Source organism: Bacillus altitudinis, from assembly GCF_001191605.1.
Classification (GTDB): Bacteria; Bacillota; Bacilli; order Bacillales; family Bacillaceae; genus Bacillus; species Bacillus altitudinis.
The window spans coordinates 2,837,637-2,857,865 of record NZ_CP009108.1; the positions used below are offsets into that span (position 1 = coordinate 2,837,637).

Annotated in this window: 22 protein-coding genes and 1 other RNA gene; 5 read left to right on the plus strand and 18 right to left on the minus strand. The window is 40.3% G+C overall.

What is annotated here, in order from left to right:
• The first annotated feature begins 78 nt into the window (after positions 1 to 78).
• Complete coding sequence (locus ID12_RS14155; protein WP_007500681.1) at positions 79 to 558, plus strand: hypothetical protein; 480 nt, start codon at positions 79 to 81, stop codon at positions 556 to 558.
• On the opposite strand, the gene ID12_RS14160 is transcribed toward ID12_RS14155, so the two are convergent.
• The 7 genes from ID12_RS14160 to ID12_RS14190 all read right to left on the minus strand — a co-directional run bounded on the left by ID12_RS14160 (position 555) and on the right by ID12_RS14190 (position 6,562).
• The gene (locus ID12_RS14160) at positions 555 to 2,180 is read right to left on the minus strand and encodes a YndJ family protein (RefSeq protein WP_050827298.1); all 1,626 of its coding nucleotides are present in this window, start codon (positions 2,178 to 2,180) and stop codon (positions 555 to 557) included. The genes ID12_RS14155 and ID12_RS14160 overlap by 4 nt on opposite strands.
• Entirely contained in the window at positions 2,173 to 2,778 is a 606-nt protein-coding gene (locus ID12_RS14165) for a DUF4166 domain-containing protein (protein WP_048002178.1), read from the minus strand. The genes ID12_RS14160 and ID12_RS14165 overlap by 8 nt, the downstream gene beginning before the upstream one ends.
• Positions 2,741 to 3,622 carry a hypothetical protein gene (locus tag ID12_RS14170; RefSeq protein ID WP_007500684.1) on the minus strand — a complete coding sequence of 294 codons (882 nt, stop codon included), beginning with the start codon at positions 3,620 to 3,622 and terminating at the stop codon, positions 2,741 to 2,743. The genes ID12_RS14165 and ID12_RS14170 overlap by 38 nt, the downstream gene beginning before the upstream one ends.
• Before the next feature lie 151 nt (positions 3,623 to 3,773).
• The gene (locus ID12_RS14175; protein ID WP_050827299.1) at positions 3,774 to 4,346 is read right to left on the minus strand and encodes a TetR/AcrR family transcriptional regulator; all 573 of its coding nucleotides are present in this window, start codon (positions 4,344 to 4,346) and stop codon (positions 3,774 to 3,776) included.
• A 3-nt stretch (positions 4,347 to 4,349) separates the two neighbouring features.
• The gene (locus tag ID12_RS14180; RefSeq protein WP_041092863.1) at positions 4,350 to 5,069 is read right to left on the minus strand and encodes an MBL fold metallo-hydrolase; all 720 of its coding nucleotides are present in this window, start codon (positions 5,067 to 5,069) and stop codon (positions 4,350 to 4,352) included.
• Positions 5,070 to 5,107: 38 nt separating this feature from the next.
• A complete protein-coding gene (locus ID12_RS14185; protein WP_050827300.1) occupies positions 5,108 to 5,584 on the minus strand; it encodes a GyrI-like domain-containing protein in 477 nt (158 codons plus the stop codon).
• Between the two features lie 54 nt (positions 5,585 to 5,638).
• Positions 5,639 to 6,562, minus strand: coding sequence for a helix-turn-helix transcriptional regulator (locus tag ID12_RS14190; RefSeq protein WP_017359481.1), 924 nt, complete (start codon positions 6,560 to 6,562; stop codon positions 5,639 to 5,641).
• A gap of 118 nt (positions 6,563 to 6,680) precedes the next feature.
• Between ID12_RS14190 and ID12_RS14195 the strand changes: the two genes are divergently transcribed.
• A complete protein-coding gene (locus tag ID12_RS14195) occupies positions 6,681 to 7,205 on the plus strand; it encodes a CcdC protein domain-containing protein (RefSeq protein ID WP_035391760.1) in 525 nt (174 codons plus the stop codon).
• Between the two features lie 35 nt (positions 7,206 to 7,240).
• Here ID12_RS14195 and czrA read toward each other — a convergent pair whose 3' ends face one another.
• Positions 7,241 to 7,570: a Zn(II)-responsive metalloregulatory transcriptional repressor CzrA gene (gene czrA / locus ID12_RS14200; protein WP_007500691.1), complete on the minus strand. Its 330-nt coding sequence runs from the start codon at positions 7,568 to 7,570 to the stop codon at positions 7,241 to 7,243.
• Between the two features lie 187 nt (positions 7,571 to 7,757).
• Between czrA and ID12_RS14205 the strand changes: the two genes are divergently transcribed.
• On the plus strand, positions 7,758 to 9,083 hold the full coding sequence (locus ID12_RS14205) for an APC family permease (protein WP_017359483.1): 1,326 nt from the start codon (positions 7,758 to 7,760) through the stop codon (positions 9,081 to 9,083).
• Positions 9,084 to 9,180: 97 nt separating this feature from the next.
• Positions 9,181 to 9,843 (plus strand): lysozyme family protein, encoded by a 663-nt coding sequence (locus ID12_RS14210; RefSeq protein WP_017359484.1) that lies wholly within the window; start codon positions 9,181 to 9,183, stop codon positions 9,841 to 9,843.
• A 36-nt stretch (positions 9,844 to 9,879) separates the two neighbouring features.
• On the opposite strand, the gene prpB is transcribed toward ID12_RS14210, so the two are convergent.
• The 4 genes from prpB to ID12_RS14230 form a co-directional block, all read right to left on the minus strand.
• Positions 9,880 to 10,797, minus strand: a complete 918-nt coding sequence (gene prpB, locus ID12_RS14215) for a methylisocitrate lyase (RefSeq protein WP_035391757.1) — start codon at positions 10,795 to 10,797, stop codon at positions 9,880 to 9,882.
• 12 nt (positions 10,798 to 10,809) lie between these two features.
• Positions 10,810 to 12,246 carry a bifunctional 2-methylcitrate dehydratase/aconitate hydratase gene (locus ID12_RS14220; protein WP_025207494.1) on the minus strand — a complete coding sequence of 479 codons (1,437 nt, stop codon included), beginning with the start codon at positions 12,244 to 12,246 and terminating at the stop codon, positions 10,810 to 10,812.
• Between the two features lie 2 nt (positions 12,247 to 12,248).
• Positions 12,249 to 13,391, minus strand: a complete 1,143-nt coding sequence (mmgD, locus tag ID12_RS14225; RefSeq protein ID WP_035391756.1) for a citrate synthase — start codon at positions 13,389 to 13,391, stop codon at positions 12,249 to 12,251.
• 167 nt (positions 13,392 to 13,558) lie between these two features.
• Entirely contained in the window at positions 13,559 to 14,098 is a 540-nt protein-coding gene (locus tag ID12_RS14230) for a DUF420 domain-containing protein (RefSeq protein ID WP_008346516.1), read from the minus strand.
• A gap of 204 nt (positions 14,099 to 14,302) precedes the next feature.
• Here ID12_RS14230 and ID12_RS14235 point away from each other — a divergent pair, with 204 nt between their 5' ends.
• Positions 14,303 to 14,809: a GNAT family protein gene (locus ID12_RS14235; protein ID WP_008346514.1), complete on the plus strand. Its 507-nt coding sequence runs from the start codon at positions 14,303 to 14,305 to the stop codon at positions 14,807 to 14,809.
• A 152-nt stretch (positions 14,810 to 14,961) separates the two neighbouring features.
• On the opposite strand, the gene ID12_RS14240 is transcribed toward ID12_RS14235, so the two are convergent.
• The 6 genes from ID12_RS14240 to ID12_RS14260 form a co-directional block, all read right to left on the minus strand.
• Positions 14,962 to 15,753 (minus strand): LysM peptidoglycan-binding and 3D domain-containing protein, encoded by a 792-nt coding sequence (locus tag ID12_RS14240; RefSeq protein ID WP_007500712.1) that lies wholly within the window; start codon positions 15,751 to 15,753, stop codon positions 14,962 to 14,964.
• Positions 15,754 to 16,009: 256 nt separating this feature from the next.
• Positions 16,010 to 17,791 (minus strand): DNA helicase RecQ, encoded by a 1,782-nt coding sequence (gene recQ, locus ID12_RS14245; RefSeq protein ID WP_035391753.1) that lies wholly within the window; start codon positions 17,789 to 17,791, stop codon positions 16,010 to 16,012.
• A gap of 135 nt (positions 17,792 to 17,926) precedes the next feature.
• Positions 17,927 to 18,112, minus strand: a non-coding RNA gene (ssrS, locus tag ID12_RS19055) — 6S RNA.
• 133 nt (positions 18,113 to 18,245) lie between these two features.
• A complete protein-coding gene (locus ID12_RS14250) occupies positions 18,246 to 18,746 on the minus strand; it encodes a TraR/DksA family transcriptional regulator (RefSeq protein WP_017359489.1) in 501 nt (166 codons plus the stop codon).
• Positions 18,747 to 18,835: 89 nt separating this feature from the next.
• Positions 18,836 to 19,483 carry an SDR family oxidoreductase gene (locus tag ID12_RS14255; protein ID WP_017359490.1) on the minus strand — a complete coding sequence of 216 codons (648 nt, stop codon included), beginning with the start codon at positions 19,481 to 19,483 and terminating at the stop codon, positions 18,836 to 18,838.
• A gap of 177 nt (positions 19,484 to 19,660) precedes the next feature.
• Positions 19,661 to 20,002 (minus strand): PH domain-containing protein, encoded by a 342-nt coding sequence (locus ID12_RS14260; RefSeq protein ID WP_008346505.1) that lies wholly within the window; start codon positions 20,000 to 20,002, stop codon positions 19,661 to 19,663.
• Between the last annotated feature and the right edge of the window lie 227 nt (positions 20,003 to 20,229).

The window sequence follows — 20,229 nt, forward strand, 5'->3', positions numbered from 1 at the left end:
TGCATCATGAAAATGAATTCGGTAAAATGGCAAATAATCCTACTGCTTCCTCTCGAATATTTCAGGGAGGGTTAACACTTGTTTACATTATCAGATATGTGGACGTTTTGCTGGTCGTTTTTCGTCATTCTTCCTATCGTTGCCATCTTGCATCAGCTGGGCCATATTGTAGTCGCCTGGCTGTTTGGAGCAAAGGTTTCGTTTGCGCTTGGCCGAGGCAAAAAAGTATTGAAAATAGGCGTCGTTGAAATTAGAAGAATCTATTTTCTTGATGCATTTTGCCACTATGAAGAAATGAGGAGAAATAACCGTTTCTCACACATTCTTGTCTACTTAGGCGGATCATTATGCAACCTGCTCAGTGTTCTTATATTGAACACAATGATCGCCAACGATTTCCTGCCAGAACATCAATTTTTCTATCAATTTGCTTACTTCTCAGTCTACTATGTATTTTTTGCTTTACTGCCAGTACAGTATGCAGATCATCATCCGAGTGATGGGCAAGCGATTGTGAACATCATTCGTCACGGTGAACCATGCGACATCATTGATTAAGATGAGTGGCTTTCACTGTCGATTTGATACTGAATCGTTAAAAAAGGAATACCGAATAGCTTCATTTGATGAATTGCTGTGAGACTTTTTTCCGTCTCCGGTTTCATATGAAAGCTTTCTTCCATTGGCAGTTTCATGGTGATGAAAGACGTATGCAAATACAATCCTTCATCACCCGTACTGCCATTTGGACTTTTACTTTTTAATAGAAAATCTTCCTTTTCATTCAAAGGTTTTAAAATAGCCGTAAGCTGTGAAAAAGGAAGCGGCAAAGCAATATTCATATAGACTGTCTCTTCATCATGGTGCTGGGCATAGAGCGCATAAAAGACTTGCTCGCCTTTCTCATTGCGCCTGATCCACACACGTACATTCTTCCTTTCTTCAAGAGGATGTTGAAATCTTGAAAGACTCCCCGGCATTTCATATGGCATTCGTGATGACCCTAAATAGAGCTGTCCTATTTGTCTAAAAACAGGTTGAAGCAAAAAGACAAACGGCCTTACCCACCAATGAAAACAGACGGCTGCTTTTAACGTAAAGGACATCGGGTCCTCATAAAATCTGCGAATAACAGGTGACACACTCTCTGCTGAAAATGCCTTTCCATTTAATTGGTCAAGAGAATCGACTAAACCAATCTTCTCATCATGCTGCATGTGGTCATGTTGAAAAGACATGACCTGAAAACGACCGTGAACTCTCGATACCGGAAAATCCTTCTGTTTCAATCGATCAGCTGGTCTTTCAATCAACCACCCAATGAGACCTGGTAAAATAACCAAACTTGCATTGATACTGCCATGAAACCAAATCATTTGATCCATGCTGATGTAGGTAACATGTAAAAGCATTCCGGCAGAATAAAGGAATGATAGGACGATGGTTCCCATTAACATGATGCTAGAAAACACAACGAACCCTTTTGCGACAGTTGAACGAAAAGAAGTTTTCATACACAAAATTCCATACAAATAAAGTGCGATCACATAAAGAACGACGCTGAACGTATCAAACAGGCGAGAATAGCTGATTCCCACAGCAATCATCACTGGCGACAGTAAAATAACCCAGCCACCCACTTTGTATAGCGTCGTCTCTTTTTTCCGCTGCCTCCCCAATAATCCATAAAAGATAGGGATAAAAAAAGCCGAATAATGAAAATGAATAGCGGTCAAAAGTACAATCATCGGTGAAAATGTCATCACTTGTATATCTGCTATGTACAGCCAGAACCAAAGTCCACCTAGAGCGATATACATACATGCGCCATCGATCATCAGCTCATGAAGCGGATGGGCCCCTCTTTTCAGCAAACGGGTGAAACCAAATAAAGCCAGAATCATTGTAAAGAAAAGCCATCCCAATGCAAGCCAAAGAGAGTGAAAGATGAATGCGCCTGTTGCACATAGAGCTGCTACTGGAAAGGCTTTCATTATGAAGCCGATCAGCCCCTTCTGCTGCCGTTTCTTCTCTTCCTGATAAAAAAAGTGTAAGAAAGCGGGAAGAAAAAATAACATCGCAATCAAAACAAAAAATTCTGGTATGGGAGCTGTCGTCAAACGTGTAAGGAGAAAGCAAGCCATCAACACGATGCTACACATCAAATGCCATTTATTCATGAGATGACACCCTTTCCGTAAACCGGCCCTTATACGTAAAAAGAGTGCCAAAAAGGCGATTTTTCACTTGAACATCAATCGTATACTCACCTGCACGCTCATCGTACCCTTCTGTTACATCAGATTCACCATAAAGCCAAGAAGGGAGCGGCCACTCCCGCCCAAACAGCAAAAACTTTTGCTTACCTGATTGAATGTGCAAGAACCCTTTTTCCGTGACTGTAAAATGAAGCTCTGACACAAGAAGCCTAGGTTTTCCAAAGTAGTCTAGTACTTGATGGCTCTTCTGATCAATGATCATATCTGCATCAAAATGTCTTTCCTTGTCAGGAAAATAGAACGTTCGAAACCAGTGCATCCCTTCTTCTCCCTTACTTGTCGTAAAAGGCTTGTTCACAATTTGGAAGGGAATATTTCGCCCTCTTTCAGGAAAAAAACAGCGAAACAATGGACCGATTTTGAATAACAATCGGATGAGCTTTGTCCCGCCTCCTATTTCCTCCATGATGCCTTCGGCCGTAAACGCGCGGTTATAACGTTCTTTTAATGTTGGATGCAGCTTATCGTAGTCCTTTACTTGATGATGATGAACGACCATGTCTACCTCCCCTTTTTCGTTTGATCGAAAACACATCTACACAATCTTTTAAATTAATCATTCCTGCAACGGATAAAATGAAAAATGCACTCAGCACCAGCGGCTCGTGCAGAGTCGTTTCTGGCGATAAAATCCCTATACCAAGCATCAGTAGCAGAAAAATGCTTTGAAGGATAAATATATATTTTTTTGGCAGTTTAGGCATGAGCCATGATACACCTAATAGCGCATAAAACAATCGAAATCCGGTGCTATGATCAAAAGCAGAAGGTGAAAAAGGAATGATCGCTTGACATAACCAGACGATGGCAAACAACAAACAAATGCCATAATGGGCAAGTGTTCTCTCTAGCAGCAAACGGGGATGCGTTCCCTTTTCAAGCCACGTCTTTAATGCGCCAAAGCTAAAGGCAGTCATAAACCCCATCATTGGCCGAAAAAAGAACCGGTCTGCCCATTTCCACCCTTTTCCTTCCTTTGTTTCATAATCAAATTGCGTTTGAAACACAATGTGATCATTCGTTTTCATGTATTTCCAATACCCTCCGCCTTCTTTGATGAAAGACAAAGGGTGTGATGATTTAAATTGAAGTGAGGATGCTCTTTCATGACGCTCATCCTTCACGCTCGTTCGATACGCTCCTGTCCCAGTTACACTAATGCCAAATCCAAGGTGTTTCTCATACAAAAAGGATTGGGGCTGTTCATCACTAGGTCCATTTAATGAAATGGTCGAAAATCGCAAATCCCATTGTTCATGAAGCTTTGGATTTTGCGTATACTCCCATACTTTTTCAATAGGTGCTTGAATGGTTGTTTCCACATAAACAGGCTTTCTTTTCATCTGCCTCTACTCCTCTATGTGAATTATTTCACATAATAAGCATACCATGTTTCACAAAACTGTCAAATCTTTATTGGTTTTTTGCCCAAAAAATGTTTTGATTCGTTTACATCTCCTTCATCATATCAGTTCGATACATAAAAAAGACCTGTCAATGAGACAGATCTTCTTGCTCTTTGATGCCTGCAATATAAAGACGGACCGCATAGCTCACACTATCTTCAAGCTGTTCTTTCCGTTGAAATCCTTTTTTGTTTGAAATATCTCCAAAGCCGTGCAGTAAGCTTCTGAGACCTCTGACGACATGCGTCATGTCCTCTTCTTTTACACCAAAACGAGACATGATGGATTGGACAAAATCAGCAAGATTCTCTGCAGCCACACTGACTTCTTTTTCATTCATATGTGAAAAAGCAGCCTCATAAAGACCGGGATGCTGACGAACAAATTGAACATATTGTCTTGCAAATGCTAAAACAGCGTCTTCTTTTTCCAGCCCCACTGTTACTTGTTTGCCGGCCTCACAAAGCATTGTCAGCCCCTTGACAGCAAGAGCTGCCTGTATTTCATGAAGACCAGATATATGGTTGTAAAGAGATGGTGGTCTGATGTTAAGCCGTTTGGACAATGTAGCAATGGTCAAAGCGGAAAAGCCCTCCTCATCGACAAATTCGATGGCAGATTCAACAATTTTTTCTTGTGTGATACCCATTCTTGGAGACATGGCTTACTGTCCTCCCTTTTGTAGCTGATGCTTCCTTTTTTCGATAGCGGCTCTGAGCTTTGCCTCAGGCTCTATGATGAGATCACCATGTCCTGCTGCGAGACAAGACAAGCGAAGTGCCAGTAATTTTTCAGCGCTTTTTAGTGCTGTTTCTGCATCCCAAGTGGCAAAAGCCGGGAATGGGAAGGTCAAGCGAAACTCACCCGTTACAAATAAACCGCCTTTTGTCACAACTGCATCACCCGCAATGACAACCCCTGACTTTTCATCGTATAAAGAGATGCTTCCTGGTGTATGTCCTGGTGTGGCAATGACTTTAAGTGACCCAATCTCGTCCCCTTCTTCAACAAGCACGTCTGGTTTTGTGAGAATGTCTTTTGAAAAACTGCCTTTGACTTTTTTCTCTGGTTCACCAGGAAGTAAAGAGAAATCGCCAGCAAACAGGCGAGCATCTCGTTTCGATAAATAAACAACTGCCTCTGGAAAAGCCTTTTTCACTTCATCTAGTGCGCCAATATGATCCATATGACTATGAGTCAGAATAATTTTGTTAATGGGTTTGTTTAATTGATGTGCAAATTCAATTATCGAGCTTGCTGCCATTTTCAAAGCTGCATCAATTAAGATGAGTTCATTCTCTTCCTCAAATACATAACAATTTACCGGAAAGATACGCGGCATGAGTGTGAGCTGGTGCAAACGGTCAAATGTTGTCAATCTCATCTTGTTTTCCCCCTAAAACTAATGTCTTTAGTTTTATATTAACTAATAACATTAGTTTTAGCAACTTTTTTTTCATCGACTGCTATATAAATATCAATTTGTGCTTCTTTTGGATCAATCGATCGTTCGTCGTACCATTCAAAATCGCCAGTATATGTTCGCAAGTGACGCTGATCCCAGCTCCAAATCTGCTGCCATGTTTCAAACACAACCTCTTCAATCGGGCCCTTTCTCGTTTGAAATCTTGCGTAGGTGGAGCCTGGAATCTCTTTTGCATCTTGTGCTAGCTGCTGGTCAACCAATTGCCCCGCTGTGAACAAATAAGCGCCATTTTCATCCTTTTCATAATCTGAATACAGCCCTATGACTGGCGCATGTCCTCCGCGAAGCTGCTGCGTGAAAAATTGCTGCCAAAGCGGAGCAATCTTCCGCTCGTTTGTTTGCTCCATTTCATTTGTTGTTCGAACAGATAATCCCTTGATCCATTGTTTCTGTAAAATCACGATATCGTACATACATTCTCATCTCCTTTTTTTCCATCATATAAAAAGAAACCTGACAACATTGTGTCAAGTTCCTTTTGGTTTTTGAAATTGTTTCAACTTGAGATCAAATGCTTCCCGAACGGATAGCGGAGAGACAATGTCGACATCTGGCCCTAAATAAAAAAGAAAGCTATATAACCAATCATCCTGAGGCAACGTGATTGTGGCAAGATACGTACCATCTGCACATACGGTGAATTCATTTTCATCTATCCATTCCTTCACTTTACCAACAGAATCTTCAGTCAACCTGAGCGTTAGTGTACTGACGGAAGGTTCTTCGTGCCAAGAATCATTCCAAGGCTTGTCTTCATTTTTTATTCGTTTAGGAAGAAAAGATACTGAATGCGTGATAAGGTCTGACATTCTTTTGAGTTTAAACAGACGAAACGCTTTTTTCACGCAGCAATACGCATACAAATACCAGTGTCTTCCTTTTAAGACAAGTGTATAAGGCTCTACTTTTCTAGGAAGTGTTTCGCCTTTTGCATTGCGATAGGTGAACTGGATATATTGATGCGCTGAGGCAGCGGTATGAATGAGCTGGAGCTTCTTTTCTAAATAGCTGTCTTTCCCCCAAGAGCTTAAATCAATAAAGACATGTTGCTGTTTCTCATTTTGAGGCGGAATCAGGGATTTCATTTTCTTTAGAACATGTTCACTTTCTTTAAAGGTGTATGCACTCGTAATGCTTTCAAGAGCTGTTAAAATCAGTTCAATATCATCATCGGTGAATAATTTTTTCTCTAGACGATAGTCGTCAACGAGTGAAATTCCACCCCCTGCACCTTGTTTTGTGACAACTGGAATCCCCGCTTGATTAATCGTATCAATGTCACGGTATATGGTTCTTACGCTCACTTCATGTAGTTCAGCGAGGTCTTTCGCCTGTACTTGCCGTTTGCTAATTAGTATCATCACAATGGACAAAATGCGATCGATTTTCATGACTTTTCCTCTTTTTCATAAATATAGGTTTTGATTTGATAAAAAAAGAAAGAATGGTAATGATAAGTAACAGCCAGCATTCGTTTACATCCCTGCCTGTGCAGGAGGAGGTTGCATCATGACACATCACGTATGGCAGTTGTTCATGATCGGGATCGTCATGCTCGTCTGGATCATCATTCGAATGAATCGAATGAGACGCTATCAGCTTGTGCGCCCGGTAAATCTTTTCATGAGAATGTATGTATTTAGTCTCACTGCCCTTATTCTCTTATCAGAAGGATGGCAAAATCACAGTATTTTTATCTATGCCGTCATTGGCATGATCTTCGGGAGCAGTCTCGCCGTTCACGCCTATCAGACGATTCAGATGAAATTAGAAAATGGCCGGCTGTATATGAAAACAAGTAAATGGATTGAAAGCTTTATTTTATGTTTGTTTTTATCTAGGCTTGCATTTAAATCGGTCAATCTGACAACACATGCGATCACCAAAATGGATATCGTTGAATTGTATCAGCATATTGTCAGCGATGATGCGTTGACAATACTCAGCTTTTTCCTTCTAGCGGCTTACTATATTGTGTTTTCTTATCAAATGATGAAAGCAAATAAACGATCAACCCAAGTACATCATGCATAAAAAACCTTCCTATATAAAAGTAGGAAGGTTTTTTCTCAATCATGCTGTGCATGGTGTATCATTTGTTCAAGCACTTCCATCACATGCTGATCTTCAGGACTGTAAAAAATCGAGGTCCCTGCTCGTCTAGATTTCACGAGACGAAGATTTTTTAAAAAGCGCAGCTGATGAGATACGGTTGATTGCATAAGGTTTAGTGTTTCTGCTATATCATTTACTGAATGTTCACCTTGAGACAGCAAATGCAGAATACGAATACGCGTCGGATCAGATAAGGCTTTAAATGTTTGGGAGACAAGAAATAGACTTTCTTCGTCCAGCTCCATCCGTTCCTGTTCTTGATTTGTATTCAGTTCTTCCTTCATTTCGCTTCACCTTTCTTGTCAGTCAACTCACGACTTATTCTATGTATCATCATATACCAAAACGTGTAGCATGCAAAGCTTCCACACCTTTTGAAAAAAGATTTATTCAAATAGCATTGACACGTGGTAGCATTCTTTTTAAAATGAGCATTATTTATACATTTTTTTAGAGGAGCTGATAGGCAAATTGACTGAAGAGCCAAGACTAAAACGCAGCCTGACTGTTTTTCCGCTTGTTGTGATCGGGCTTGCTTATATGGACCCACTTGTCGTATTTGATTCATACGGCATTGTTGCTCAGCTGACGAAAGGACACGTTGCTGCAGCTTATATCTTTACTTTACTGGCATTACTATTGACAGCGCTTAGCTATGGGAATATGGTGAAGGCTTTTCCAAAAGCAGGATCTGCATATACATACGCGCAAAAAAGTATTCATCCTCACGTCGGCTTCCTTGTAGGCTGGACACTATTGCTGGACTATTTATTTTTGCCTATGGTGAATTTTGCAATCGGAAGTGCATATTTAACCGCAGCCTTTCCTGATGTACCTCATTACATTTGGATCATCATACTTGCTATCGCCATAACGACTGTCAATGTAATCGGTATACGTCTTACAGCCAACATTACAGCGCTATTTGTGACCTTTCAGGTGATTGTCGCTGTGACATTTGTTGGGTTTATTATTTATGGGCTCACGCAGCATGCAGGCACGGGAGAGATACTGTCAACCCGCCCGTTTTATTCAGCAAGCTTAGATCCCGCCCTTATTTTTTCCGGCGCGACGATTTTATGTTTTTCTTTTCTAGGATTTGATGCGATTTCGACTATGTCTGAGGAAACAATTAAGCCAAAAAGAACGATTCCTCTCGCCATATTTTTAACGGTCGCCATTGGAGGTGTGCTGTTTACCCTCACCTCTTATTTTTTACAGCAGGTGTTTCCAAATTTTCAACAGTTCAAGCATCCAGATGCGGCATCACTTGAAATTGCGGAATTTGTGGGCGGCGCGTTTCTCCACTCATTCTTTTTAGCCGGCACCATGGTCGCTGTCATCTCTTCCTCCCTATCATCACATGCGAGTGCCGCAAGACTCTTGTATGCGATGGGAAGAGATCAATCATTACCAAAGCGTTTCTTCGGTTATATTCACCCAACATTGAAAACGCCTGTATTTAATATTTTATTAATTGGTGTTTTCTCGTTAACCGCAGTTGTTGGTGAGCTTGAGGTCATTTACTCGTTTATCAGCTTCGGGGCATTAATTGGATTTACGTTTGTTAACTTGTCTGTTTTCGCTTACTATTTCATCAAACAAAAACAAAGAGGTGTATTAAACACACTGAGGTATGCCATCATCCCTCTTTGCGGAACGGCTTTTTGTATTTGGCTCTTAACAAGCATCAGTACAAATGCATTAATCATCGGCATGGTGTGGCTCATGATCGGTTTTGTTTATTTCTGCTATAGACTGAAAACAAGAACAGAATTTACGTTTGGCTATGATTGAATATAAGGTTTTCACTTGGTATCCTGTGCAGGATATGGCATAATATAAAGGCTGTACTTCCCTTTTAAAAGCGGGGCAAAACAGGGGTGAACTGACCTTGAAAAAGAAAAAAACAGGATGTTTTGCCATTTCAGGCTGTTTCACGATTTTTCTGTTTGTTTGCGTATTAGCGGCCATTGTCATTTCCTTTAATCAAAAGGAGTTAAAAAAGCTGCCGATTGATACGGAATCAATTGTTTTGTCGAGATTGGATGATTACAAACCGCTTGTAGAAACAGAGTTAAGAGATCAAGATTTAGATCAATATACCGCGTTAATTCTCGGTATGATGTATCAAGAATCAAAAGGCAGAGGCGGAGATCCAATGCAGTCCTCTGAATCTCTTGGTTTGAAACGAAATGAAATCAATGACCCTCAGAAAAGCATTAAACAAGGAGTCCATCATTTTTCAACCATGTACAAGCATGGGAAGAAAAAAGGCGTTGATTTGGAAACCATTATTCAAAGCTATAACATGGGAATCGGCTATATTGATTTTGTTGCAAAAAACGGGGGAAAACATTCCGAAAAATTGGCAAAGCAATACTCCAAAAAGCAAGTGAAGCGAAACCCTGAAGTCTATACATGCGGGGGCGACAAAGATAACTTCCGCTATCCGTATTGCTACGGTGATTTCACTTATGCTGAAAAAGTAAAAGAAAAAACGAAAACAGTTGAAGAAAAGATGAAATTGGCTTCATCATCCACACCATCATCGTAAAAAAAAAGCACTTCCTAAACGGAAGTGCTTTTCATTTTATGAATGCTCTTTCCCGATTTCCGGCAGGATCGTTTTGGCTAAATGCTGATCCATTTCTTCATATTCATCATAATGAATCGTTTCATATAGTTCTTTTCTCGTTTGCATGTCCTCCAGCATTCCCTGCTGCGTCCCTTTTTCCTTAATCTCTGTAAATAAACGCTCATATGCTTTTGCAGCAACTCTCAAGGATGACACTGGATAAATCACCATTTGAAAGCCAAACATAGAAAATTCGTCTGCATGATAATAAGGTGTTTTTCCAAACTCCGTCATGTTTGCAAGAAGCGGCCCTTTTATATTGTTTGAAGCATACGTGAAATCTTCTGCTGTAATCAGCGCCTCGGGGAAAATGGCATCTGCTCCTGCTTCTAGATAGAGATTAGCCCGGTGAATCACATCCTCCACCCCGTTTACTGACTTCGCATCCGTTCTTGCGATGACAAGAAGTGTAGGTGCCGCTTGTTTGATCGCTTTGATTTTCGCCATCATTTCTTCTACAGAAACAAGTAATTTTCCGTTTAAATGTCCGCATTTCTTCGGCATTTGCTGATCTTCAATTTGAACAGCCGCTACCTTGCTCTCAACCATCTCTTTTGCTGCTCTGGCTGCATTTAATACACCGCCATAGCCAGTATCCATATCAACCAAAAGAGGCAGCTGAGAAGCTCGAATGATTTCCTTTGCCTTTTCCGCCATTTCAGTGGAATGAATCATACCAAGGTCAGGAAGCCCTTTGCTTGCGCAAAAAGCGGCACCCGATAAATAAAGCCCTTGAAATCCCATTTTCCTCGCATAGAGCGCAGACATTCCATCGTGAACGCCTGGAATTTGAAATAAAGCGGATTTGTGCATTTGCTCTTTAAAAGCTGCGGCTAAGTCAGCTTGACTTACTTCATCATTCACGATCCACACACTAGCTCCCCCTTATATGACAAATAAGTCCATAAATGCTGGTACTGTCGTTGTTTTTAATTGATTGGGATTTTGACAAAGTGAAACAATTTGATCGACTTGTTTTTGTGGAAATCTCGTTTTCAAATGATATACCCATTTCTTTTCAAGCAGCGGGATCCCTTCCTGCCTTCTTCTGCGATGACCAAGCGGATATTCAATTTCGATTCGATCTGTCATCGTTCCGTCTTTAAAGAAGATTTGAACACAGTTTGCAATTGATCTCTTTTTCGGATCTAAATAGTCTTCTGTATACCTTTTATCTTCTTTCACGATCATTTGATCACGCAAACGGTCAATGAGCGGATTCTGCGCCGTTTCTTCTTCATAATGATCAGCGGTCAGCTCACCATAGATTAACCCAATGGCTGTAATATACTGCAAGCAATGGTCACGGTCTGCCGGGTTGTAAAGCGGTCCTTTTTTATCAATAATTCGAATGGCTGATTCATGTGTCGTAATCTCTATCCTGTCAATCTCATCTAAACGGTCTTTTACCGCGTCATGTAGAATGACAGCGGCCTCAGCGGCAGTTTGCGCATGAAATTCTGCTGGATAAGCAATTTTAAAGAGTACATTTTCGATCACATATGACCCAAGCGGCTGGGCAAGTGTGAGTGGTTTTCCTTTCATTAACACATCTTCAAACCCCCACTTTTCTGCACTGAGGGGCGTTTGATAGCCCATTTCTCCTTTCAATGTCATCATCGCTAGTCTCACTGCACGGCTTGTTGCATCCCCTGCTGCCCATGATTTCCTCGATCCTGTGTTTGGGGCGTGGCGGTACGTTCTAAGCGGTGAATTGTCCACAAATGCTTGTGATAATACATGCTGCACATCTTCTTTCGTTCCGCCAAGCATTGCACAAACGACTGCACTTGATGCCACCTTGACAAAAAGAACATGATCCAAGCCATTTCGATTCAAACAATTTTCTAAAGCAAGCACACCTTGTATTTCATGTGCCTTTACAATCGCATGCAGTACGTCATTCATCGAAAGCGGTTCTTCTCCGTTTGCAAGCCTCGTTCTGCTGATATAATCGCTTACAGCCAATATCCCGCCCAGGTTATCTGAGGGATGCCCCCACTCCTGTGCAAGCCACGTGTCATTATAATCTAACCAGCGAATCATACAGCCAATATCAAAAGCCGCTTGAACAGGATCTAATACAAATGAAGTGCCGGGCACTCTTGCTCCGTTAGGGACAACAGTTCCAGGTACGATGGGTCCAAGATGCTTCGTGCATTCTGGAAAGTTGAGCGCCAGCATTCCGCAGCCGAGTGTATCCATGAGTACATACCGAGCTGTTTCAATGGCCTCTTTGCTCGTAATTTCTCCATCCACGGCATAAGCTGCGATATCTTCTAATAGTTGATCTGTTTGATTGGCTACTGCTGTTTTATTCATATTCATTCCCCCGTTTTTCCATCATCATTTGAGACTTTTAATCCTCTTGGTCCTAAATACCTTACTCTCGGTCTAAAAATCCGATTGTGTGAATGCTGCTCGATGACATGCGCTGCTAATCCGCTTGCTCTCGCAGCAAAAAAAATCGGTGTATAAAGTGAAATAGGAATACCGAGCACGTAATAAATAGGTGCTGCGTAATAATCAAGGTTTGGATAGAGGTTTTTCTTTTCTTTCATGTATGCCTCGCCTGCGACGCACATGTCATAAAGCGTCGTGTCTCCTTTTGATTCGGTAAGCGTTTTCAACGATCGTTTTAAAAGTGCCGCTCTTGGGTCCATTTTTCTCATGTATACCCGGTGTCCAAAGCCCATCATTTTTTCTTTTGCGGCTAATTTACGTTCGATGAGCGAAAGGAAACCTTCTGTTGTTTTGCCTTCGAGCAGCATGTGCATGACTGCTTCGTTTGCGCCTCCGTGTAAGTCACCTTTTAATGAAGAAATCGCTCCAGTAAAAGCACCATACATGTCAGAATGAGTAGATGCAATGACTCTTGCTGCAAATGTTGAATTCGGCAGCTCATGCTCACTATAAAGCGTGAGTGTTTGGTCAAATGCTTTGATTTCGTCTTGTGCCGGAGTGCGGCCTGTTAACATCGCTAGAAAGTTTTCAGTGTAGGATTTGGTCTGGTCTGGAGTAGGTGTGGTGTCTTGTGTGAGAATATGATAGCTTCCCGCAACAATCGCTGGTAGCTGGCCAAGTAATCGAACAGCACGCGCTTGTTGGCATGCTTCTGATCGATCATTCAGTTGTTCATCGTACCCTGCAAGAGCAGATAAACACGTTCTCATGGCATCCATTGGGTGAGTGGTTTTTGGCAGTTTTGTCAAAATGGTTTGAATGGTTGGATGTAAGCTTGTTTGTGAGGAAATATCTTGCTGAAATTGGTGATATTCCATTGCATCTGGTAATCTTCCATAAATGAGCAAATAGGCTGTTTCTAAGTACGTCTTGTTTTGTGCCAGCTCGATGAGGTCATAACCGCGAATCACAATTTCTTCTTGCTGGACATCTAGGAACGAAATTGACGTTTCGCTTGCCACAATGTCTTCAAGCCCCGGTTTGTACTGCAATTGTTCAGTCATCATATAACCCCCGTTTCGTTCAATTGTGTTCTCCAAACGAGCAAACGGCCAGACATGATGTGATTCTATAGGTGGGAAGATACCGTGCAAGTCGGATACCCAATTCCCATTTTATCCAAAGCACTTCATCTTGTAAATAAAAGAACGTATGTCCAGATGGACATACGTTAGCTGTAGTATGGAGAAATCATAATATATACGATGACACCTGTTAGACTGACATAGAGCCAAAGAGGCATGGTCCATCTGGCAATTTTACGATGACGTTCGACTTGCATTTGTGCGCCTCTAAAGAGAGTGATCAGTGCAAGCGGTACAATGACGGCAGATAAGACGATATGTGTGATGAGAATAAAGAAGTAAATCGGACGAATGATTCCTTCTCCCCCGAAGTGTGTATCAGCTGCCATTGAATGATACGTCACATACGAAATTAAAAAGACAAGTGTTGTTGAAAAAGCCGCAAAGATAAATCGTCTATGGGCTTTAATGTTCTTTTGTTTAATCATAATGAGCGCTGAAAGTAAAAAGATAAACGTAAAACTGTTCATCACGGCATTCAGTAACGGCAGAAATGTAATATCCAGATGACTAAATTTATCTGTTTTTGGCATGAAAAATAATAAAGCAATTAAGCCGTTTATGGCAATTGTTAAAAAGACAACAATGCCGGTGAAATTTTTCGGTTTTTGATTCTGTTCGTTCATGTTTGAAAACCTCTCTTTATTAGTTCCGACTAAGAGTATGTTATTTAACTTTCTCTCTAAAGTCAATGAATTCGCTGTCTTCGTCGAATTTTAGACAAACTTGCCGATTGCCTGCCTTCTAGCGGCTTGAAAGATCCACTCACTTCCTTTAGAATGGGAATTTGTGTGGTTTTTATCAACTCTTCTATGAAAGGAGCAATAGACTTGTCAATCTTACAGGAAACAACAAAAGATGTGAAGACATTAGAGCAAGAATTACAGCAGTTGCAGTTCCAAATGTATCGAATGCAAGAAAATATAAAAGATATTTCAAAAAAAGCAAAGATTATTGGCATTGATCAAGCGAAGGAAGATGAATGGATGATCGTCTCTGCAATTGAGAATGCAGATACGTGCAAAATCATGTTAAGCGATTGTGAAAAAGCTTTTCGCGGACAATCTGATTTTTCCTTGATCGCGGAATATCCTGAAGAAGGAAAGATTCACATTGCCGATATTAAAGGCCCGCCTGATAATGGCTATGGATCCATCTGTATGAAGCATTTAAAAGAAATCGCAAGAGAGCAAAACATTCCAGTCATTACTGGGGATCTCGTCAAAAGAGATTGGAACCATGTGGACCGCCTGATTCATTTTTATGAAAAACACCATTTTGATGTCCAAATTAATTGGAAAGAGCAAAGCGGAGAAATTTATTGGGTGGACAGCTAACGACACAAAAACCAGCGTTGAGATGGGCTTATACGCTGGTTTTTGTCGAAAATGCGAATTTTTCAGAAAAATATGTGTATTTCCGGCCAAAAAAAGGTATAATAAAAGCATCAGGCCGCCACCTGATGCTTTCTTCCAAAAACAATAGACTACTAGTTAAGTACTTTCACTTTGACTGATTTTACGCCCCAATTTTTAGCTTGGGATTTGCTTGGTACGTGTACATCAATTTTGTTACCTTTAATTGCGCCGCCAGTATCTGCTGCGATGGCTTCACCGTAGCCTTCAACATAAACCTTACTTCCTAATGGAATGACATTAGGATCTACTGCGATTACTTTTGCATTTGGGTTTTTGTTTAAGTTTACCCCTGTTGCAGTGATACCTGAGATGCCACCATCATTTGCTGTATAAGCCGTAGCCGTTACAGTCATTTCTTTTTGAACACTTTGACTAGCAGAAGATGATTCTGCTTTAGCTGTTTCCTTTTTAGGAGCAGCTTTTTTCGTTGTTTGCTCTTTTTGGACAGGTGCCTGTTTTTGAACAGGTTCTGAGCTTACCGGAGCTGAGCTTTGACCAGCAACACTTAATGTTGAACCAATCATAATTATATCTGAGTTTAAGTTATTCCAAGACTTAATATCGCTAATTGACACATTGAATTTTTGAGCGATTTTCCAGAGGCTGTCCCCCTTCTGGACTTTGTACTGCTCCTGAGTTTTCTCTTTTGAAGAGATTGTCAATTTATCTCCTACATAGATCATGTCTGTAGATAAATTGTTCCAACCCTTTAGGTCCTTTAGAGACACATCATTTTTTTGAGAGATTCCCCAAAGTGTATCACCTTTCTGTACAGTGATTTCCTTTGCAGAAGCTTGCTGTGCTCCTAATGCTGTTGTTGAGATTGCTGCAACAGCAACCAAGGACATAATAGTCTTCTTCATAAAGTAAATCCTCCCTTGTTAGCTTTTTATGGCGGCTAACGAGTGCTATCGTAACATATGTAAATGTCATTTCAATAACAAAACGATATGTTTTAGATTACAGTTCCTTTACATGAAACATCTCTCTCCATTGGTAAATCAGCCCACTAAATGGCTCAATTCCGCACCATATCAAGGTTTTGTAGGGATGGAAATCATCATGATGAAAACGCGTCCAAGTGAAACGAAAAAAATTTATTTTCCTTCTTCAAACTCTTTATTTTTTCTCTTTTTCTATAAATAAACGAATTTCTTCTAAAAAAACATCTCCATATTTCTCTCTTTTTTGTGCACCGACACCCTTAATATTTAAAAGTTCTTCTTCTGTTTTAGGCTCTACTGCTGACATTTCTTTCAATGTTTGATCAGAAAAGACAACAAATGGCGGAACGCCCTGCTCTCTTGCCAACTTCATTCTGACCATTCTTAACTGCTCAAATAATGCATCATTTTCTTGAATAGCCTCTGCCTTTATCGCCTGCTTTTTATAGACGGTCTCCTGCCCCACTAGCACTTTCTTTCCTTTTTGTGTCACTTTTAGTGTTGGAAAAGCTCCTTCAGACATGTGTAAATACTCTTCTGTAATTAAAAATTCAATGAAATCACTGATATGTTGGGCTGAATGCTGTTTCATTAAAGCATAAGTAGGTAGCCGGTCGAAACCAAAATCAAGCACTTTTTTGTTTTTAGAGCCGGCTAATACTTGAGCTATCATCATTTTTCCAAATCGTTCGTTCATTCTAACGGTACACGACAAAACCATTTGTGCTTCTCTCGTGACGTCTTCACGCTCTCTCTCGTCTAGACAGTTGCTACATTTTTGACAAGGGGCACTTGATGATTGGTCAAAGTAATCCATCACAAATTGCTGAAGGCACTGTTCCGTATGACAGTAGTCTACCATTTGTCTCAGCTTGAGCAATTCATGCTGATACCGCAATTCATCTTCTGTTGATTGTTCAATGAGAAAGCGCTGCACGCGTACGCCTTGCGGTGAAAACAGCAAAATGCATTCACTTTCAAGCCCGTCTCTCCCGGCACGTCCTGCTTCTTGGTAGTAACTTTCAATATCTCTTGGAATTTGATGATGAATGACAAAACGTACATTAGACTTATTAATCCCCATACCAAATGCAGATGTAGCTACCATTACTTGAATATCATCATTTAAAAAAAGATTTTGCTGTTCTTCTCTGACTTCATCATCTAATCCTCCGTGATAAACACCCGCTTTGATTTTTTGCTTTTTTAGACGATGATAAATTTGATCTGCTTCTTTTCGTGTGGCTGTATAAATAATGCCTGACTCAAGACTGTTTTTCTTCATATATTGTGTGATGAATTGGTCGCTGTTTTGCCCTTTCACCACTTGAAAAGACAAATTTTCTCTAGCAAAACCAGTAAAGATTGTTTCTTCTTCGTCCATGCCAAGTTGCTCACATATATCCTGTTGGACCTTCTTTGTAGCAGTGGCTGTTAATGCTACAATAACAGGCCTTTTTGAAAGCTTGTTTACACATTCTTGTATAAAGCGATAGCTCGGTCTAAAATCATGTCCCCACTCAGATATACAGTGCGCTTCATCAATAGCCATTAAAGAAATCGTCAATCGATCAAGCAGCTGAAAAAAACGTTCATTTTGTAAGCGTTCAGGGGTGATATAAAGCAAATCATACTCCCCCTGTTCACATTTTTTCAGCCTTGTATTCATTTCACCTGCTGAAAGTGTACTATTTAAAAAGGACGATCGTATTCCCATCTCATTTAACGCATCAACCTGATCTTTCATTAAAGAAATAAGCGGAGATACAACGATTGTCGTTCCTTCCATCATAAGAGCAGGAATCTGGTAGCAAACCGATTTCCCTCCGCCTGTCGGCATAATGCAGACCGTATCCTTCCGTTTATTCACAATCGATTCAATGGCTTGTTTTTGTCCTTGTCTAAAAGCATCAAAGCCATAATATTGTTTAAGAAGTGCTTCTGCTTGTTGTAACATCCAATTCCCTCTCCGTCGTTTGTTTTGTCTATTTTAACATACATTTGTACATGCACATTCGGTCTGTTCAAAATCGTATTTTGTCCAAAATAAAAAGCCATTTTCCAAAAATGGAAAATGGCTTGAATCATCCTAGGAAAAGCTGCGGATGCCGTAATCTAAGTAAGAAAGTTTTAAACCACCACTCCTCAAAGTGGGTGTTTGCAGAAACGTTCCTGTCTTCCTCTCGAAGGAGGCGTGACATTCCGGCTTCAATATAAAACTCCCTATTACAGCTTAAAGGTTAAAACTTAATTAACATTACGCGCATCGCAGCCTTTAAACTATACTACACGAAAGTTTATTAAATTTCAAGATATGTTTTTTCTAAAAAAATACTCATGTATACAAGATATTTGTCCATGTAGACGGGGAAAAACATTATGTTGAGAAAACATAAATTCCTCTCATCATGTTATTTTTCCTCATCTACATCAACATCTTGCTCTTCTTCTAGCCTTTCATACGTATCTGAATGTAATTGATCCATTGTTTCTCTATTTGTTAAATCACGCATTTGCTCAGAGAACGAACGGTCAAATTCATTTGGATCTTGATTGGTTTCTTCATTTTTCTTTGCATCAATTGAATAACGAGTATAGGGTACTGCTTTCAAACGTTCATATGGAATGTCTTTTCCTGTTTTTTCACAAATTCCATATGTTCCGTCTTCCATCCGCTTAAACGCCGCATCAATTTCACCTTCGAGCTGATCGTCGACTTGATCCAGCGTCTGTTCGGTCATGCGATCTAAATAGATGCTTCCGTGATCTGCGATATGGTTTCCAACACCATTTGAAATCTCATTCGATTCGACCAGCATGGATTCTTCTTTCTTTTTTGATCCTTTCACATCTTCTTTTAATTGAATAAGTCTTTCATATAAATCAGTTTTTTGCTCTTTCGTTAAGCTCACGGTCAATCACTCCTTTCTCTTTACCTTCCCGCTCCATGCGAAATGAAAACATCAAAAAAGCCGCCGCCTTTGGCAGCAGCTTTCTTCATTTAAAGATTGCGAAGTGCTTCTTCTACTGGTGTATCACCTTTGATTAAGTCAAAGGCTTTATTTTTCACATTGGATTCCGTTAAGCTTTCCACTAAGACAGTGGCTACATCTTCTCTTGAAATCTCAATGTCACGATCGTCTGGAACATGAGCCGCCGCTTCTATTTTCCCTGTCTTTTCCTCATGCAGCAGTGCTCCTGGCCGCACAATGGTGTAAGAAAGACCAGACTGTTTTAAATGTTCATCGGCTTTTCTTTTCGCTTCATAATAAATTTCCATACTGCCTTGTCCTTTTCCTTGATGAGGATCGTCGGCATTATAAGAACTCAGCATCACAAAATGCTGAATATTTTCTTTTTTGGCTGTATCAACGAGGCGTTTTGCCCCCTCTTGATCAACAGCGATGGTTTTATCTGCACCTGTTTTTGAGCCTGAACCAGCTGCAAAGATGACAGCTTCTGCTTGCTTCACAGCATCTGTCACATCCTTTTCAAGATCACCGATGACAGGCGCTGCACCAAGTTCTTTTAGCGCATCTGCTTGTTTTTCATCTCGAATGAGAGCAAGTGGCTCATGTCCTTTTTCTTTTAAATATCGAATGACAAGTCTCCCTGTATGTCCGTTTGCTCCAGCAACCAATACTTTCATTGTTCATTCTCCTTTCTGTATCTGTTTCATCTTTATCCTTTTTTGATGTGATTCAAACACACGAATAGAAAAAAGCCTTTCCCACTGTAATGGGAAAAGCTTAAGGGATATGCGATAGATAAAAATAAGAACAAAGAATGAGAAAAGTGCATGTGATCTATGTAATCGCATCGTTGATCAGCAAAGATGTTTTGTTAAAATGGCCTGCACGTCACTCAAATCTGTATCTTTAGAAAAATCGAGTTCAAATACTTTTGAGCTTGTAACAAGCAGCATACCAGTGTCCTGATCAAACACGCCAGCTTCTTGAATGGCAAAACTTTCAATTGATCGATACGGCAAGGAGACCCTGACTTTCTTTTTAGAAAATACGCGGTTATCGCCAAAGATCAGTCGTTTATTAGTGAAACAAATTTGGTCGTGACGCAGTCTGTAAACAGCCTCAATTCTTTCTCCTTCAATTAATAAGGATTCGAATTTTTTATGATCATTTTGTTTACTGACAGAAAAAATACCCACGTAAACCCCCTCTTCCTGCATCAAATTCCTTTATGACAAAACGGCCACACGGCTCTGTGGGTACGTTTTATTCTCACTTATAGAATACGCTATAAATCGTCGTTATTCCATTACGAATAGATTAAATTTCATTTAACTTTTTCTTTTTGATCCGATGCTCTTTCCTCTACTTATTTAGACTGTTAAAGCAGGAAAAAAGTTTCATTTTTTTTCAAGAAATCATTCGT